17 protein-coding genes are annotated in these 16,031 nt (G+C 28.0%); 4 read left to right on the forward strand and 13 right to left on the reverse strand.

The features are described from left to right. The first annotated feature begins 5 nt into the window (after window positions 1-5). Window positions 6-974 (forward strand): alpha/beta hydrolase, encoded by a 969-nt coding sequence (locus I4V63_RS03455; protein ID WP_195999902.1) that lies wholly within the window; start codon window positions 6-8, stop codon window positions 972-974. Window positions 975-1,216: 242 nt separating this feature from the next. Here the strand turns inward: I4V63_RS03455 and I4V63_RS03460 are convergent, their stop codons facing one another. From I4V63_RS03460 to I4V63_RS03475, 4 genes are all read right to left on the reverse strand, one after another. Beyond that, window positions 1,217-1,426 carry a DUF1450 domain-containing protein gene (locus I4V63_RS03460; protein ID WP_195999903.1) on the reverse strand — a complete coding sequence of 70 codons (210 nt, stop codon included), beginning with the start codon at window positions 1,424-1,426 and terminating at the stop codon, window positions 1,217-1,219. Between the two features lie 240 nt (window positions 1,427-1,666). Next, window positions 1,667-3,487, reverse strand: coding sequence for an ABC transporter ATP-binding protein (locus I4V63_RS03465; RefSeq protein ID WP_195999904.1), 1,821 nt, complete (start codon window positions 3,485-3,487; stop codon window positions 1,667-1,669). Further along, on the reverse strand, window positions 3,480-5,210 hold the full coding sequence (locus I4V63_RS03470) for an ABC transporter ATP-binding protein (protein WP_195999905.1): 1,731 nt from the start codon (window positions 5,208-5,210) through the stop codon (window positions 3,480-3,482). Before I4V63_RS03470 ends, I4V63_RS03465 begins: the two co-directional genes overlap by 8 nt. Then, the gene (locus I4V63_RS03475; protein WP_195999906.1) at window positions 5,203-5,643 is read right to left on the reverse strand and encodes a MarR family transcriptional regulator; all 441 of its coding nucleotides are present in this window, start codon (window positions 5,641-5,643) and stop codon (window positions 5,203-5,205) included. The genes I4V63_RS03470 and I4V63_RS03475 overlap by 8 nt, the downstream gene beginning before the upstream one ends. Window positions 5,644-5,993: 350 nt before the next feature. On the opposite strand from I4V63_RS03475, the gene I4V63_RS03480 reads away from it, so the two are divergent. Beyond that, a complete protein-coding gene (locus I4V63_RS03480) occupies window positions 5,994-6,152 on the forward strand; it encodes a DUF1540 domain-containing protein (RefSeq protein ID WP_195999907.1) in 159 nt (52 codons plus the stop codon). Between the two features lie 130 nt (window positions 6,153-6,282). Beyond that, window positions 6,283-7,002, forward strand: coding sequence for a hypothetical protein (locus I4V63_RS03485; protein WP_195999908.1), 720 nt, complete (start codon window positions 6,283-6,285; stop codon window positions 7,000-7,002). 46 nt (window positions 7,003-7,048) lie between these two features. On the opposite strand, the gene I4V63_RS03490 is transcribed toward I4V63_RS03485, so the two are convergent. Beyond that, the gene (locus tag I4V63_RS03490) at window positions 7,049-7,879 is read right to left on the reverse strand and encodes a phosphatase PAP2 family protein (RefSeq protein ID WP_195999909.1); all 831 of its coding nucleotides are present in this window, start codon (window positions 7,877-7,879) and stop codon (window positions 7,049-7,051) included. 14 nt (window positions 7,880-7,893) lie between these two features. After that, window positions 7,894-9,084, reverse strand: a complete 1,191-nt coding sequence (locus I4V63_RS03495) for an amidohydrolase (RefSeq protein ID WP_195999910.1) — start codon at window positions 9,082-9,084, stop codon at window positions 7,894-7,896. A 127-nt stretch (window positions 9,085-9,211) separates the two neighbouring features. Here I4V63_RS03495 and I4V63_RS03500 point away from each other — a divergent pair, with 127 nt between their 5' ends. Continuing rightward, window positions 9,212-9,973 (forward strand): GerMN domain-containing protein, encoded by a 762-nt coding sequence (locus I4V63_RS03500; protein ID WP_195999911.1) that lies wholly within the window; start codon window positions 9,212-9,214, stop codon window positions 9,971-9,973. Window positions 9,974-10,072: 99 nt separating this feature from the next. Here the strand turns inward: I4V63_RS03500 and I4V63_RS03505 are convergent, their stop codons facing one another. The 7 genes from I4V63_RS03505 to cbiT all read right to left on the reverse strand — a co-directional run bounded on the left by I4V63_RS03505 (window position 10,073) and on the right by cbiT (window position 16,031). Beyond that, window positions 10,073-11,035, reverse strand: coding sequence for an aromatic acid exporter family protein (locus I4V63_RS03505; RefSeq protein WP_243280438.1), 963 nt, complete (start codon window positions 11,033-11,035; stop codon window positions 10,073-10,075). A 275-nt stretch (window positions 11,036-11,310) separates the two neighbouring features. Beyond that, window positions 11,311-12,105, reverse strand: a complete 795-nt coding sequence (locus I4V63_RS03510; RefSeq protein ID WP_195999912.1) for a cobalt-precorrin-6A reductase — start codon at window positions 12,103-12,105, stop codon at window positions 11,311-11,313. Window positions 12,106-12,244: 139 nt separating this feature from the next. Beyond that, a complete protein-coding gene (cobJ, locus tag I4V63_RS03515; protein ID WP_195999913.1) occupies window positions 12,245-12,964 on the reverse strand; it encodes a precorrin-3B C(17)-methyltransferase in 720 nt (239 codons plus the stop codon). A 10-nt stretch (window positions 12,965-12,974) separates the two neighbouring features. After that, on the reverse strand, window positions 12,975-14,027 hold the full coding sequence (locus I4V63_RS03520; protein ID WP_195999914.1) for a cobalt-precorrin 5A hydrolase: 1,053 nt from the start codon (window positions 14,025-14,027) through the stop codon (window positions 12,975-12,977). Between the two features lie 2 nt (window positions 14,028-14,029). Beyond that, a complete protein-coding gene (gene cobM, locus I4V63_RS03525) occupies window positions 14,030-14,776 on the reverse strand; it encodes a precorrin-4 C(11)-methyltransferase (RefSeq protein WP_195999915.1) in 747 nt (248 codons plus the stop codon). Between the two features lie 6 nt (window positions 14,777-14,782). After that, the gene (locus I4V63_RS03530) at window positions 14,783-15,451 is read right to left on the reverse strand and encodes a cobalt-factor II C(20)-methyltransferase (RefSeq protein ID WP_195999916.1); all 669 of its coding nucleotides are present in this window, start codon (window positions 15,449-15,451) and stop codon (window positions 14,783-14,785) included. Between the two features lies 1 nt (window position 15,452). Next, on the reverse strand, window positions 15,453-16,031 hold the full coding sequence (gene cbiT, locus I4V63_RS03535; RefSeq protein WP_195999917.1) for a precorrin-6Y C5,15-methyltransferase (decarboxylating) subunit CbiT: 579 nt from the start codon (window positions 16,029-16,031) through the stop codon (window positions 15,453-15,455).

A 16,031-nucleotide genomic window follows, 5' to 3' on the forward strand; every position in this document is an offset into this window, starting at 1 on the left:
TACGTATGAAAGGACTAGGACTAATTATTTTATGCTTAATAATTATTGCTGTAATTGCATTAATATTTTATGGTGGTAATTACTTGTACAACTTAGGACTAAATCCAAAATTCCCAAAAGATTTAGTATTTAAAAATAATGATTCAAATAATAAATCCACTAAAACTAATCAAGATGAGACAAGTGGCGTTAAAAGCATAGATAGTGAGAAATGGTTATTTGAATATAGCAACTATGAAGATTTGTTCATTACCTCAAAAGATAATTTGAAATTACATAACTACCTTATAAAAAATAAAGTTACTTCAAATAAATGGGCAATAGTAGTACATGGATATACATCACAAGGTAAGCTAATGGCTTCTTATGCTCAAAACTTTTACAAAATGGGGTACAATATTATAATGCCTGATTTACGTGGTCATGGTCAAAGTGAAGGAAATTACATAGGAATGGGTTGGGATGAACGATTAGATATTGTTGATTTAACTAAATACATTATTAACAACTACGCTAATGCTGAAATCGCATTGTTTGGGGTTTCAATGGGAGCTGCTACTGTAATGACTACTTCTGGCGAAAAACTTCCTAGTAATGTTAAAGCTATAATAGAAGATTGTGGTTATACATCAGCTTGGAGTCAATTTGCATATCAATTAAAATCATTATTTAAGTTGCATTCATTCCCAATGCTTGAGGTCGCAAGCCTTATTTGTAAAATTAAAGCTGGCTTCTTTATAAGTAGGGTCTCTCCAATTAAACAAATAAAAAAATCTATAACTCCAACTTTATTTATTCATGGTGATAAGGATGATTTTGTTCCATTTTTCATGCTTGATGAACTATATAATGCCTTTCCAGGTGAAAAGGAAAAATTAGTTATCACTGGTGCTGCGCATGCAAAAGCAAGTTACGTTAATCCTCAGCTATATTGGACGACAATCGAAACTTTTCTAAAAAAATATATTAAATAATAATATAACATTTATACAAAAAATAGTGACACTTAAATTACTTATCTAAATTGTCACTATTTTTTATTACTCATTTACAATTATTACCATAACTCTAATTTCTTTTCGTTATTTTACTCTAAATTTTAACTTTTTGATAATTTAGTTAATTGAAATTATACCTTCTACGTTTAGAAAAAGTATTTCCTTAACTTTTAACAAAACAATCTCTTTTCAACAACTTAATTTATTAATTAAAAATATTACTTGACTGATAAGATATTTTTAACTTTATTAATAAATTCAACTTCACTATTTGCTTCAACGAATTCTCCATTTATCATAGCTACTATACTTTCATCCATTCTTCCACCGCATTCTCCAATACAGCCAAAAACTATTTTTTCATCTTTGAATTCTTTTTTCACTAATTCTGGATCTATACCAGAACATCCTGGACACATTACTATCATATCTTTTCTCCTTTGTTCTTATAAACTAAAAAGGTGCCATATTATAAACACCTTTTATTCTAAGCTAATTAAATTCTTTATCAACATTTTGGTAATTTATTTAGTTAAATCATTCTTACCCTTTTAAAACCCATTCTAAAAACTCTGGAAATATTCTCCTCCAAGAATCATCTGAATGATTTGCTCCTTCTTCAATTACTTAAATAAATAATTTCTTCAAAAAGTGACCCTAAAATTAATTTAAATTTCACTTCCATTTTTAAATTGACTATTATATAAACTAGCATAAAACCCATCTTTCTCTAATAGTTCATTATGTGTTCCACTTTCAATTATTTCTCCATCTTTTAATGCTAGAATTTTATCTGCATTTCTTATTGTGCTTAATCTATGTGCTATAACAAATGTTGTTTTTCCTTTCATTAATTTAAGCATTGCATTTTGTATTAACACTTCTGTTCTTGTATCTATTGAAGATGTTGCCTCATCTAATATTAATATTGATGCTTTTGATAATATTGCTCTTGCAATAGCTAATAACTGTCTTTGTCCTTGTGATAAATTACAACCATTATCAGCTAGAATTGTATTATATCCCTCTGGCAGTTGTTTTATAAAATGATGTGCATCTGCCATTTTAGCTGCTTCTATTATTTCTTCCTCTGTAGCCTCTAACCTACCATATCTTATATTTTCGCTAACACTTTCTGAAAATAAATAAGTATCCTGAAGTACCATTGCTACTGATTTTCTTAAACTTTCTCTTGTTATATCATCAATATTCTTACCATCAATTAAAATTTCACCACTATCAATTTTATAAAACTTAGTAAGTAAGTTAACTATAGTAGTTTTTCCTGCTCCTGTAGGCCCTACTATTGCTATAACCTCACCTTTTTTGGCTTCTATTGAAACATTCTTTAATATTTCTTTTCCCTTTTCATAAGAAAAAGTTACATTTTTAAGTTCAACATGACCATCAATATTAGTTATAGACTTTGCCCCTTCTTTATCCTTTTCTTTTTCTTCATCTATAACCTCAAATACTCTTTCAGCACCTGCTAGTGCACTTTGAATAGTATTAAACAAGTTCATTATTTCATTTATAGGACGAGTAAAATTCCTCATATATAATAAAAATGAAAATACTACACCAACTGTAATTGCAGATCCTTTTAATATTAAATATCCACCTACTACAGAAATTATTAAATATGAAATATTATTTATAAAGTTATTTATAGGTCCCATAAAAGAAGATACACCTTGTGCTATTATTGCGCTTTTAGTTAGTCTTTCATTTATCTCAGAAAACTCTCCTTTAACATTCTCTTCTTCTGAAAATAATAAAACAACCTTTTGTCCTGACACCATTTCTTCAATATACCCATTTAAGTTTCCTAGTTCTTGTTGTTGCTTTACGAAAAATTTTTGAGTTTTCTTTGCTAATATTTTTGTGGTTATAAAAGTTAAAGGTACTGTTATCATTCCTATTAATGTTAATAATGGACTTAATATAACCATTGCGATAAACATTCCTACAACATTAATTATTCCTGAAAAAAGCTGTGTTACACTTTGAGATAATGTTGTATTTATATTATCAACATCATTTGTAAGCCTACTCATTAAATCTCCACTTGAATTATTATCAAAATACCTAAGTGGAAGTTTTTGAAGATTAATAAATAAATCTTTTCTTATTCTTGCTGAAACTCTTTGCGCTATTTTTAGCATTACTATATTTTGATAGTATGTTGAAAAAATATTTACTAGATACATTAAAACTAATATTGTGCATATAAAAGCTAAACCTTTCATATCTCCCGTTTCAATAAAATTATCTATTGTATATCCATTTAATCTAGTTCCAAATATACTAATTAATGTAGTAACAAAACATAAAATAAATACTATTAAAATACTTGCTTTCTTTTCAATTAGGTATCCAACTAACCTTTTTACAGTTCCTTTAAAATCCTTAATTTTTTCTGCCTCTTTTTTATGAAGATTATGTGGACCTGCTCCTGGTCTCATTTGTATTGCTGCTCTACTAGACATTTGAAACAACCTCCTCCCCTAGTTGTGATATGGCAATACTTCTATATATCTCACACTCTTTAATTAGTTCCTCATGATTTCCAATTGCTACAATTTCACCATTATCCAAAACTATTATTTTGTCTGAATCCTTCACAGCTGAAATTCTTTGAGCTATAAGAAATACAGTAGAATTTTTCATTCTATTTTTAATTGACTTTTGAAGTTTTGCTTCAGTTGCCATATCTAATGCACTACTTGAATCATCTAAAATTAATATCTTAGGATTTTTAATTAATGTTCTTGCAATAGAAACTCTTTGCTTTTGCCCCCCAGATAAATTTTTACCTCTTTGTCCAACTTCCCTATTGAATCCTTCATTATTTGCATTTATAAATTCAAAAGCTTGAGCATCTTTTACTGAACTTATCATCATTTCTTCAGTTGCATCTTCTTTTCCAAACTTTAAGTTATCTTCAATACTTCCCGAAAAAAGAGTTGTATCCTGAAGTACAACACCAATTAATGATCTTAATTCATTTATTTTTAAATTTCTAACATCTTCATTTCCAATCATTACAGTTCCACTACTTGTATCATATAATCTTGGAATAAGTGATATTAATGTACTTTTCCCACTTCCTGTAGCACCTATAATTCCAATCTTTTCTCCCTCTTCAGCCTTAAAAGATATTCCTTTTAATACATAATCTCCATCTTTATTATATTTGAAGTAAACATCTTTAAACTCTATATTAAACTTATTTATCTTCTTTGCATCTTCTTTGTCCGTTATTGATGATTCCACATCTAAAACTTCATTGATTCTGCTTGCAGATACATTTGCTCTAGAAAAGTTAATGATAGTCATTACCAACATATTTAAAGAACTCATTATTTGAATTAAATAGTTTATAAATGCCATTATCTTTCCTATTTCTAATGAACCCTCATTAACATAATTTCCACCAAACCAAAGTATAGCAACAACACTTAAATTCATTATCAATGTAACTAATGGCCATAAAAGTATAGTTACGCTTTGAGCCTTAATACTAGTACTCATCAAATCATCATTTGCATAACTAAATCTTTCTTTTACCTTATCTTCTATAGCAAATGCCTTAATAACCCTAACTCCTAATAAATTTTCTCTCATAACTAAATTTACATTATCTATTTTCTTTTGCATTGCAGTAAAAAATGGAGTTGATTTAGCTGTTATTACAATTACACTTAATATTATTAAGGGAATTACAACTAAAAATATCATTGATAGCTTAACACTAATACTTAGTGACATTATAATTCCACCTAAACAAATTAGTGGAGATCTAACCATTCCCCTTAGTGCCATCATCACCATATTTTGAACTTGTGTTACATCATTGGTTAATCTAGTAATAAGTGATGATGTTTTAAATTGGTCTATCTCCGAAAATGATAAACTTTGTATTTTATTAAATAAACCTTGTCTCATATTTTTTCCCATATTCATTGAAGCTAAAGTAGAAAAAAACCCACAAAGCATTCCACCTAGTATACCTATAAAAGCAACTACTATCATTTTGAACCCAACATTTAATACATAGGTAATATCACCATTTGCAACACCTATATCTATAATATCTGACATAAGTTTAGGTTGATTCAAATCCATTATAACTTCAATAAACATCATTAAAGGCGCTAAAATAGTATAAATAATTGCACTTCCTTTAATGTATTTAAGTAGTTTAGTCATTTTTTTCTTCCTCTCCCTTACCTAAATTATTACACATTCTTTCAAAAAAGCTTTTTGCTTGCTCCTTTTCCTCTTCAGTAAAATCCCTAAAGCATTCTTTTTCAATTTCATAAATAGCTCTTTGAGAGTTTTTCTGAGTTATTTTCCCCTTTTCAGTTAAATATACATTAATAATTCTTCTATCATTTGTATTAAGCCTTCTTTCAATAAAACCAGCTTTCTCCATAGTTGATAAAATACTCGTAACCGTTGCAGGTTCAATATTACAATTTTTAGCTATATCCTTTTGTATACTTCCATCATTTTCTGCTAAATAATTTAATATTTTAGGTTGCCCCTTTGATATATCACACTTTCTAAACTCATCATGGCATCTCTTACGATGAACCCTTTTTAGTTTCATAAATACTTTAATTAACTCTCCATCATTCATATTCTTTGCCTCCTAAAAATAAATTATTATAAAATTACACAATAGTTAGATATCTAATTATTAGATATCTAACTATTATTTTAAATTTATATTACATTTAGGTCAATAAAAAATTTAATAATTATTTTTAATTTTTTATTATTCATATTCCTAATTTAATCCTTAAAATGAATACTTTATCTTTTTAGTGACAAAATAAATAAGTAATATAAACTTATTTATTAGTTTAAGCTGGGCTTTTAACTCCACCTTAAGCTAAGAATTAGCTATCTATGTGTATCTAAAGATGTAGGAGTGTTACAAACTGCTAGACATGAGATACCTTGATAATTTTTATAGGAGGTGTAGTCATGAAACATAATGAAAGCATCAGTTGTACTGTTACTGAATGTAAATTTCACTGTAATGAAGATAATTACTGTACATTAAATAAAATTCAAGTAGTAAGTCATACAAAATGTGCGTCAAGTAAAGAATGTACTGATTGTGGTAGCTTTTCTAGAAAATAATCCTTAATATAAATTGTGTTTAATCTATTATTAGCTACTTACTTTTTCATTATTTCTGTTATATTTATTTATAAAATTCATCATTTTAAACATACTAAGCATTATTAACAAATTATAAGGAGTGTAACAAATGAAAAAAAATTTAAGTTTATTTTTAGCTGCATTAACACTATCAACTCTTGTTACTAGTAGTATCCCTACCTATGCATACGAACCAAATAATATTGATATTACTGAAACTTCAAGCTCAGATAACTCACTAGAAACTAATGAATTAGCTGAAAATCCTTACTCTAGCTTTATTGATGATCCATATTATAATATTACTACAGATTATTTAAATGGAATCATAGATAAATTAACTAAACTTCCTGCCTCAGGTAGTGTTTGTATAGATTATTTAGCTGAAGAAATTTTATTACACAGAGCTATTTTATTTACAAGTCATAATATTCAAGGATATACTTCAAATCCTGAATTAATTGATATTATAGATGATATTATTGATAATTATACTGGCGAATTAAAAGAAATGAGAGAAGAACTAAATAAGTTAATTGAAAATGCTAAAAATACTAAAGATCTCAAAGAAGATACTGAATATCATAAGAACTTTAAAGTAATTGCTGATAAATTATCAAAAGAAATTTCAAAAATACCTGCTAATGAAAGTAATGAATTAACATATATCAAACAAATTAATGCCCTATTACAAGCTTCTCATGATATTGCTCTATTAGATAACAACTGTGCTAAAAGTGAATTAGTAAAAGAAATTACTAAGGTTACTATAACTAATACCGAAGAGTATATGTCTAGATTAAAAACATTAGAACAATCACTTAAATAAAATAAGAATGTAATATTGATTAATATACAATATTACATCCTTATTTTTATATTTTAAATTTTTTAAATATCATTGGATAAATTCCTATTCCAACAAAGCTTATTACTGCATATCTAATAAATGCAAATATTTGCCCACTAGGTAATATAGCTTTCAAACCTGTTTGTAAAATTAAAAGTACTAATACTCCAAGTAAAACTCTAATCATCTTGTTCACTTTAGTTCCTTCTATTGAAAAATTAACATACTTCTTTTCTATAAAGATTCCTATTAAAAATCCAAAATATGTTCCTAGACCTTTGATGAAATCTGCTGATTGTGCAAATGTTAACGCTGGTAAAAATAATATAAATGTAATTAAATATAACATCATTTTATTTTCAACTCTTATATACAACTTATAGCATATCCATGCTGTTAATACACCTAAAATTGCTCCTACAATTACATCTTTAGGATAATGTACACCTAAATACAGCCTTGAAAAACCAATCAACACTATCATTATAGTTGCTATTATATACATGACCTTCTTTTTCATATAAATAGCCATTGATCCATAAAATGAAGCAGCTCCTTGTGTATGACCACTTGGAAATGAATACCCTGTTGCAGTTTTTTCTCTCAACGTTCTAATTCCCTCTTCTCCTATGGGTCTCTTTAATTTAAAAATATCTTTAATAGCATTGTTTACCAACACACTTGTTAATACTGAATATGCAATATACTCTCCAAAATTTTTATCTACCGCCCAATAAATTATTGATATTATTGCAATTAAAACTATTTGTTCTCCACATATGGTAATTAATTGAAATAAGAAATCAAAGAATGGGTTTGAAATACTTTGTATATGCCTTAAAATTTCTAACTCCATATTTCCTCCTTAAGTTATTGATTTGAAAGTTGTATTTTCTCTTCTCTTCCTAAAGCTTCTAAAGCAAAAGCTACATATAATTGCGTACTTATCAATACCGCTTTTTCATCTATATTAAATTTATCATTATGATTAGGATAGTCCCGTCCTATTTCTTCATTACCTGCTCCTACAAATACAAATACTCCTGGAATCCTTTTTTGATAAACAGAAAAATCCTCTCCTAACATCATTCTTGGAACACTAATAATATCTTTTTCATCAAATATTTTTTTTGCAGCATCTAAGGCCGTTTTAGTAACTTGTGGATCATTAATTACTGCTGGATGATGAGATATATCATACTCAACACTTGCCGTTGCTCCATATGCTATAGCTGTACTATATGCAATTCTTTTTATAGATGTTTGTATATGTTTTGTTGTAGTTGCATTAAAACATCTAATAGTTCCTTCAATAAAAGCCTCACCTGAAATAATATTATGTGTCTCTCCTGACTTAATATGACCAATAGTAACTACTGCTGAATTTAGTGGATCTATTTCTCTACTAATAATTGATTGTAAATTCATTACAATAGCTGCACAAACAACAGTTGCATCTATACATTGTTGAGGTTTTCCTGCATGTCCAGATCTGCCTGAAATTTTAATAGTAAATTTATTAGATGCAGCCATTCTAGGACCTTCTTCAATAGATATTTTACCACATTCAATATCTCCAAATACATGCAATCCAAAGATTTCTTCTACATCATTTATATATCCATGCTCAGATATAAGTCTTGCACCACTTGAGCACTCTTCACCTGGCTGAAAAATCAAAATAACTTTTCCTGGAATATCCTCTTCATATTTCTTTAAAATCATAGCAGCTCCAAGTAATGATGCCATATGTGCATCATGTCCACAAGCATGCATTATTCCCTCATTCTCTGATTGATACCTTACCCCAGTATTTTCTTTAATTCTTAAAGCATCCATATCTGCACGTAAAGCAATTACTTTCCCATCTCCATGCCCTATTGTTGCCACAACTTCTGTTCTTACACCCTCTTCATATTTTACGTTTATTTTATCTAATTCCTCCTTTATTCTTCTTGCAGTTCTATGCTCTTGCATACTCAATTCAGGATATTTGTGAAAATCCTTTCTTAATCCAATTAAATAATTTCCTATAAGCTTAGTTTCTTTTAAAATATCCATAATACACCTCCAATATAAAATTATATATTTTTACGAAAAAAAATGTATATTATTTTATAAATTCCATTTAACTTTCTGTAAAAATATGGTAATATCTATTTAGTAATTAATTTATAGAGGTGAAATTATGAAAAGAAAATTATTAACTTTATGTTGCACTACTGCACTATGTTTATCGCTAATATCATGTGGATTAAAAAGCGCTATTACAGGTACTAATTCCCCTGATACCACTACTACTGATGATTCTTTAACTGCAACAGAAAATAATGAACAAACTTCTGAGAGTGAAGGAGACATAACAAATGATGAGTCTACAGATACAAATTCTGAATCTTCCACTGATTCTGTTCTCGCTAATAATGATTTTGTTGATAATTCAAATTCTACTTCAACAGATTCTTCAAATAATGCTTCTACAAGTAGTTTAGTAACAACTACTAACTCTGCTAATTCTTCAACACGCAGTAGAGATTGTAGAATTTTCTACTATAATAAAGTTGATTCAAAAACTTACTGTACAGATACAAAAGCATCAGTTACTGATAATGCCTTTGTTACTGCATTAACTGACAAATTATATGAAGCACCAAATAACAATAATAATTTTATAACACTTTCTAAAGATTATGGAGTTAAATCAGCTACGTTAGATTATTCAACTAATGTATTAACTGTTGTTTTCAATTCTAATTTTCTTGATGAAATGAAACTTGATGATACTGCTTCTAAAGGATTAATGTCTGCAATAGTCAACACTTATGGATATAATTATCAAGTAAACAAAGTAGCTGTTTATTTTGGCAATGATTTATATACTGGTTTAGATGGAACTGCCGAGGCTGGCTATAGTACTGTAGATTATACTAATACATTAAAACTTGATTAATAAAAATATTTTAGCAGCAGATATTACATAGTTTACATAATATAAACTGTGTAATATCTGCTGCTTTTTCTCTACTATTTATAATTTTCATATTTAATATTAATGGTTATTAGTTGTTTTAAAGAAATTTCGTTTTATAACCAAAAAATCTTCCATATCATTTAAAAATTGAAGTAATTGTGCTCTACTTTCAAATTCCTCTCTAGATTTGGGTAATTGCATTCTTTTAAATTCACTTCTTAAAATTTCTAAATCATTTAATAACTCTTCACAATCATTTATTTCTCTTATATTTTCTGAAACACATAATGTAAAATCAGACATAACATTCATTTGTTCAACTGGTATATTGAACCTTTCAAAATGCAGTCTCATTCTTTTGATAGTATCAAATTGATTAATCCTCATATTTATATAATCTGTATAATAAGATGAGCTTTTAAAAAAGTGGTTATTTACAATTTTATAAGCAGTTTCCTTACTTTCATATAATCTTTTTTCAACTTCATTTATAATCTTTTGCTCATCAATATCAACTGTATGAGTCACTAATGACTTTGACATTTTATTTATTATAATCCTATAATGCTCTTCAATCCACTCTTTGTCTTCTTTAAATTCATCTTCAAGCGAAGGCATAAAAACATTGGCAATAGCTGCAATCCCTATTCCAATTATCATTAATAAGAGTTCATTAACTATTAATGAAGCTGTTATTTTATCTGCAACTAAAAAATGTGTTGATAATACTACAGATGGAACCATCCCCTCTTGTACTTTTAACCTTGAAGTAAGTGGTATCAAAATTATTAAAAACAAGCCAAAATCTAATGCTCCATTTCCTAATATACTATATAAAATTACTGATAGTAATATTCCTAAACTACAAGCAATAATTCTTTTATAGCCTATAATTAATGCTTTTTTTCTAGTATCTTGTATACTTAATATAGAAATGACTGCACCTACTGTTGCATATTGTAATCCTAGTATATTTCCTATAATTAATGCTATTGTTGCCGATATTGCCATTTTAAAAGCTAAATTATATATGTATTTCAAATTACTTCATCTCCTCTGTTTATATAGCCATATTATATAATAAAAACAAAAATAGTGACAAGCATAGCTTGCCACTGCTATTTATCAAGTACACATAAAATCCCTAAAAAAACATCTGCTGTAACTGAAAAATATTTTTTACATCAAAATAGGATGTAATTTTTTAATTTAAAGGAGCTATCTATTTATTTCAAATATTTTTTCATTTTTATCCCCCATAAATTTAAACTTTTTTCTAAACTTTCACCCTATTTACTGATCATCTTTAGTACGTTTTATATATTATTTAGAACTATAAAATTAAGCATTTCTTTTATATCATTAAATTCTATTCCGTAAGCCATCTTAGGTCTTTTTATAACTATTATTTTTACATTATTTAATAATGCACTATCAATTTTTTCTTTCATCCCTCCTTCTTCTCCGCTATCTTTTGTTATTAATGCTTTTATATTATATTCCTTAATAATCCCATTATTAATTTCAAAGCCAAATGGCCCTTTAATTGCTATAATATCCTCCATTGATATACCATTATCTAAAAGTTTGCTTATTACCTTTGGCGATGGTAGTATCCTATGAATAATTCTATTATTTTCACCTTTTAAACTCTCAATTTTTAAAGCATTATTACTTCCAGTTGTATTTAAAATATTTCCTTCTATTTTATTAAATACTTCCTGTAACTCTTCGTATGCCTCTACAAAAATAACATCTTCTTTACTACCCTCTTTTTCAATATTATTTCTACTTAAATTATCAAAAAAGCTTTTTCTTTCATATCTTATATAATCAATCTTCATCTCTTTACAAACATTAATTAAGGTCTTACTTACCTCACTAGCATAAGGATGAGTAGCATCTACAAAAACTGTAATTCCAAATTTCTTTATTAATTCTTTAAACTCTTCTTCATTTAAAGGCTTATAATTAAAATGTTTTGCCTTAAATTCCTTATAAATTTCATATCCATATTCAGTAGCTGTAGAAACAACTATTTCATCAGTATATTTATTTATGAAAGATAAAATTTCTCTACCCTCTCCAGTTCCAAGAACAAATCCAATCACAAAATCACCACCTTTAATCAGTGACAAGTTGTAGTAGAAACTCCTTAGGAATCTTATTGAAATCTTTCCTTAAATTAATCCTAAGCTGAATTTATTCCTTAACTTACCACGCGTCACTATCTTAACTCCAAACTCTTAACTAAATATCGTATCCTCTCGGTGTAATAAATTTTTCTTCTTTAACAAAACTTTGAGAATTTCCTATAATAACTATGGAAAACATATCTACGACCTCTTCATCAAAGTTTTCTAAATTAAATAATTTATACTCTTGTCCATCTCTTAAAGCATGTCTAACTACCGCAACTGGGGTATTTAAATCCCTATATTCTTTAATTATCTCAATAGCTTCTTTTAAGTAATGTGGTCTTCCTTTACTTCTTGGATTGTATAAAGAAATAATCATATCTGCATCAGCCGCATTTCTCACTCTCTTTTTAATTAAGTCATAAGGAGTCATTAGATCACTTAAACTTATATTACAATTATCATGCATTAATGGAGCACCAACTACTGAACCAGCTGCACTTGAAGCTGTAACTCCTGGTATAATTTCAACATTTTCATCCTTTTGCATTTGAAGAATAAGTCCAGCCATTCCATAAATTCCAGAATCGCCAGTACTTATTAAAGCTACAGTATTATCTTCTTTAGATAGCTCCAAAGCTTTTTTGCATCTTGCCTCTTCGCCTCTCATTCCAGTAGAAAATAATTCTTTATCTTCTATAAGTGGCTTTATCATATCAATATATTTGTTATATCCAACAATAATATTACTTTCTTCTATAGCTTCCTTAGCTCTTAAAGTCATATGCTCTAATCCACCAGGCCCTATTCCTATAACATATAATTTACCCATTTTACTCTCCTTAATTTAGCTCTCCAATAGCTAATGTCATTCCATCTCTTTTTATCTTTTTAAAAATTATATTTCCACCTGCTAATTCAATAACTGGCTCACTTACAGCTGAAACTCCAATTGATTTTTTTACAAATTCACTACCTTCATATTTATCTTCAATAGTAGTTACTTCATCCCTAGTGAAAAATTTAATCTCACAATTTAAATTTTGTTTTAAACTTAATATAGCTTCTTCATCACTTTTAACATCTACAGAAGCAATTAACTTAACTGCCCTTAAGTCAATATTTTTTTCCTTTAATGTCTCAGCAATAAACTCGTACATCTTTTTACTTTCAGTGTTTCTTCTACAGCCAATTCCTAATACTATATCTTTTCTAATAAGCTTTAAAATTGTGCCTTCATCATACAATTCTGCTTTTTTATTTCCTATGTCATTATTTTCTCTGTTGTGCATGTTACTATCATTCTTTTCTGAACTATCCATGTTGTTAACTTTATTAGTTATCCACAACATATTGCTTTTTATTTCATTAACCTGTGTATATCCTTTAGGAGTCTTTATCTTTTTCTTATCATCTTTAAAATAAACCTCTTCATTATTAACAAGCCTACTAGCAATTACTTTTGCTATTTTTAAGTTATCAATAACAAGATTATTATTCTTTGCTATAACATCAGGAGCCAAAATATTCATATTATCAGTTGCCGTTGTTATAACTGGTGTATTATTTAATATTTTAGATATTTTTAAAGCTAAATCATTTGCTCCACCTAAATGCCCTGAAACTAAGCTTATTGAAAATTTATTGCAAACATCAACTACAACTACAGCTGGATCTTTATCTTTGCTTTTTAAATATTTTGATATGGCTCTTACTGCAATTCCTGTTGAACTTATAAATACTATAAAATCATATTTTTCAAAACACTCTTTAGTTATATCACTTAACTTAAAATTATCTCTTTTAGATTTAAAGTATAAATCCCCACCAATTTGTGATTTTATTTTTTCTCCTAAAATATCACCTTTTTCAGTAACACTTATAATACAAATCATAATTACTCTTTAGCCTCTCTAAACATATGAGTAAATGTCTTATCATATAAAAGACTTTTTTCATAATCACAATCAATAAAATCTCCAACTAATATTTGAGCACATTTAGTAATCTTAGCTTCCTTAACCTTGCCTACAATATCATCTAAAGTTCCAATTATACTTCTTTCATTATCCCAAGTTGCTCTTTCAATAACTGCTATAGGAACATTTCTTCCATATCCAGCTCTAAGCTTATCCACTACTTTATCAATCATTGAAATTGATAAAAATATAGCCATTGAAGCTCCTATTTGTGCTAATTTTTCTAAATCCTCTGTTTCCGGTACTGGAGTTCTTCCTTCAACTCTAGTTAATATTACTGTTTGAGTTACTGATGGAAGTGTAAATTCTTTTTTTATTGCAGAGGCTGCTGCAACAAAAGAACTAACTCCTGGCACTACCTCATATTCTATATTTAGCTTATCAAGTTCATCCATTTGCTCCTTTATAGCTCCATATATTGATGGATCTCCAGTATGAAGTCTTACGATAGTCTTATCCTTATTTTCATTCATAACTTCAATAACTTCTTCTAAAGTCATCTTTGCTGAATTGTATATTAATGCTCCTTCTTTACAGTAATCCATATGCTCCTTAGCCACTAAAGAACCTGCATATATGACTACATCAGCTTTTGTTAATATGTCTCTACCTTTAACTGTTATTAAATCAACATCTCCAGGACCTGCCCCTATAAAATAAACCATAATTCTCTACTCCCTGCTTGCTAGTATTAATGACATATAATCTCTAGCTTGTTTTATTTCTTCTTTATCAGTTAATATAAGTTGACCATCTCTTCCTGCTCTACTTACATAAACATAATCAAATCCTTTTTCTTCTAGGAAATCTACTACAGTTTCTTCATGTTTATAAACTTTCATTATTACAACATATTTTTCATCTTTAATATCTTTAATTCTTGTCGCTGGTAATATCATAAGTGGATTATCCCCTACAACTAAAGTTCTATCTACTAAACTTGCAGCTGCACAAAATGAAGTTATTCCTGGTACTGTTTCAACATGGAATCCTCTTTCTTCCATATGTTTTAACATATGAATATACGTACTATAAACGTAAGGATCTCCAATAGTTAAGAATGATACATTTTTACCTTCTTTTAATTTTTCTTCTATAAAATCATAAGCTTCCTTAGATTTTTCAATTCTATTTTTCTTTCCCATTGGAAAATGTTTTATAACAACTTCAGTTCCTTCTTTTATATATTCTCTAGCTGTTTCTAAAGCTATACTTTCTCCACCATCCATTGCACTTGGAGCAACTACAACACCACTATTTTCTATTGCTCTTACTGCCTTTACAGTTAATAATTCCTTATCTCCAGGTCCTACACCTATTCCATATAACATTGATTTCATATTAATTTACACTCCTTATGCATTGAACAATATATATTGGATTATTAGCAATCATCATATAGCTTTGTCCTCTATTTTTACTAATATTTACTTGCGAAATATCTACTATGTAGTTTAACTTTTTCATTACTTCAATTGCTTTATATGCATTGTCTAAAGTTATAAAATTCATAACAATAGTACCTTCTTGAATTAATAATTCACTACACATTTCAATAATCTTTTCTAAACTTCCGCCTGATCCTCCAATAAATATTGAATCAAATCTTTTATCTTCTTTTATGTATTTTTCTAATATTTCTATAGCATCTCCCTCATCTAATATCACATTAGTACACTTAAACTTATCTAAGTTAATTTTAGTTGCAGATATTGCATCTTCATTTCTTTCAATAGAATGTACAACTCCACTACTTGAAATTTTAGAAGCTTGTACTGTTATTGTTCCTGTTCCTGATCCTACGTCTAGTACTGTAGAATCTTCTTTTAAATTCATCTTCCAAATACTTAATGCACGAATATCTTCCTTTGTCATAGGACAATTGCCTCTTATAAACTCGTCATCCTTAATTAAAATCAT

Origin of the sequence: Clostridium sp. 1001271B_151109_B4 (assembly GCF_015670405.1) — a bacterium.
Classification (GTDB): domain Bacteria; phylum Bacillota; class Clostridia; order Clostridiales; family Clostridiaceae; genus Clostridium.

What these genes read in the sequence shown, in the direction of transcription:
- I4V63_RS03520 (WP_195999914.1), bottom strand. Translation starts at nt 14,027, where the DNA reads ATGATTTGTATTATAAGTGTTACTGAAAAAGGTGATATTTTAGGAGAA.
- I4V63_RS03475 (WP_195999906.1), bottom strand. Translation starts at nt 5,643, where the DNA reads ATGAATGATGGAGAGTTAATTAAAGTATTTATGAAACTAAAAAGGGTT.
- cobJ (WP_195999913.1), bottom strand. Translation starts at nt 12,964, where the DNA reads ATGGGTAAATTATATGTTATAGGAATAGGGCCTGGTGGATTAGAGCAT.
- I4V63_RS03460 (WP_195999903.1), bottom strand. Translation starts at nt 1,426, where the DNA reads ATGATAGTAATGTGTCCAGGATGTTCTGGTATAGATCCAGAATTAGTG.
- I4V63_RS03480 (WP_195999907.1), top strand. Translation starts at nt 5,994, where the DNA reads ATGAAACATAATGAAAGCATCAGTTGTACTGTTACTGAATGTAAATTT.
- I4V63_RS03470 (WP_195999905.1), bottom strand. Translation starts at nt 5,210, where the DNA reads ATGACTAAACTACTTAAATACATTAAAGGAAGTGCAATTATTTATACT.
- I4V63_RS03485 (WP_195999908.1), top strand. Translation starts at nt 6,283, where the DNA reads ATGAAAAAAAATTTAAGTTTATTTTTAGCTGCATTAACACTATCAACT.
- cobM (WP_195999915.1), bottom strand. Translation starts at nt 14,776, where the DNA reads ATGGTTTATTTTATAGGGGCAGGTCCTGGAGATGTTGATTTAATAACA.
- cbiT (WP_195999917.1), bottom strand. Translation starts at nt 16,031, where the DNA reads ATGATTTTAATTAAGGATGACGAGTTTATAAGAGGCAATTGTCCTATG.
- I4V63_RS03455 (WP_195999902.1), top strand. Translation starts at nt 6, where the DNA reads ATGAAAGGACTAGGACTAATTATTTTATGCTTAATAATTATTGCTGTA.
- I4V63_RS03490 (WP_195999909.1), bottom strand. Translation starts at nt 7,879, where the DNA reads ATGGAGTTAGAAATTTTAAGGCATATACAAAGTATTTCAAACCCATTC.
- I4V63_RS03465 (WP_195999904.1), bottom strand. Translation starts at nt 3,487, where the DNA reads ATGTCTAGTAGAGCAGCAATACAAATGAGACCAGGAGCAGGTCCACAT.
- I4V63_RS03495 (WP_195999910.1), bottom strand. Translation starts at nt 9,084, where the DNA reads ATGGATATTTTAAAAGAAACTAAGCTTATAGGAAATTATTTAATTGGA.
- I4V63_RS03530 (WP_195999916.1), bottom strand. Translation starts at nt 15,451, where the DNA reads ATGAAATCAATGTTATATGGAATAGGTGTAGGACCTGGAGATAAGGAA.
- I4V63_RS03500 (WP_195999911.1), top strand. Translation starts at nt 9,212, where the DNA reads ATGAAAAGAAAATTATTAACTTTATGTTGCACTACTGCACTATGTTTA.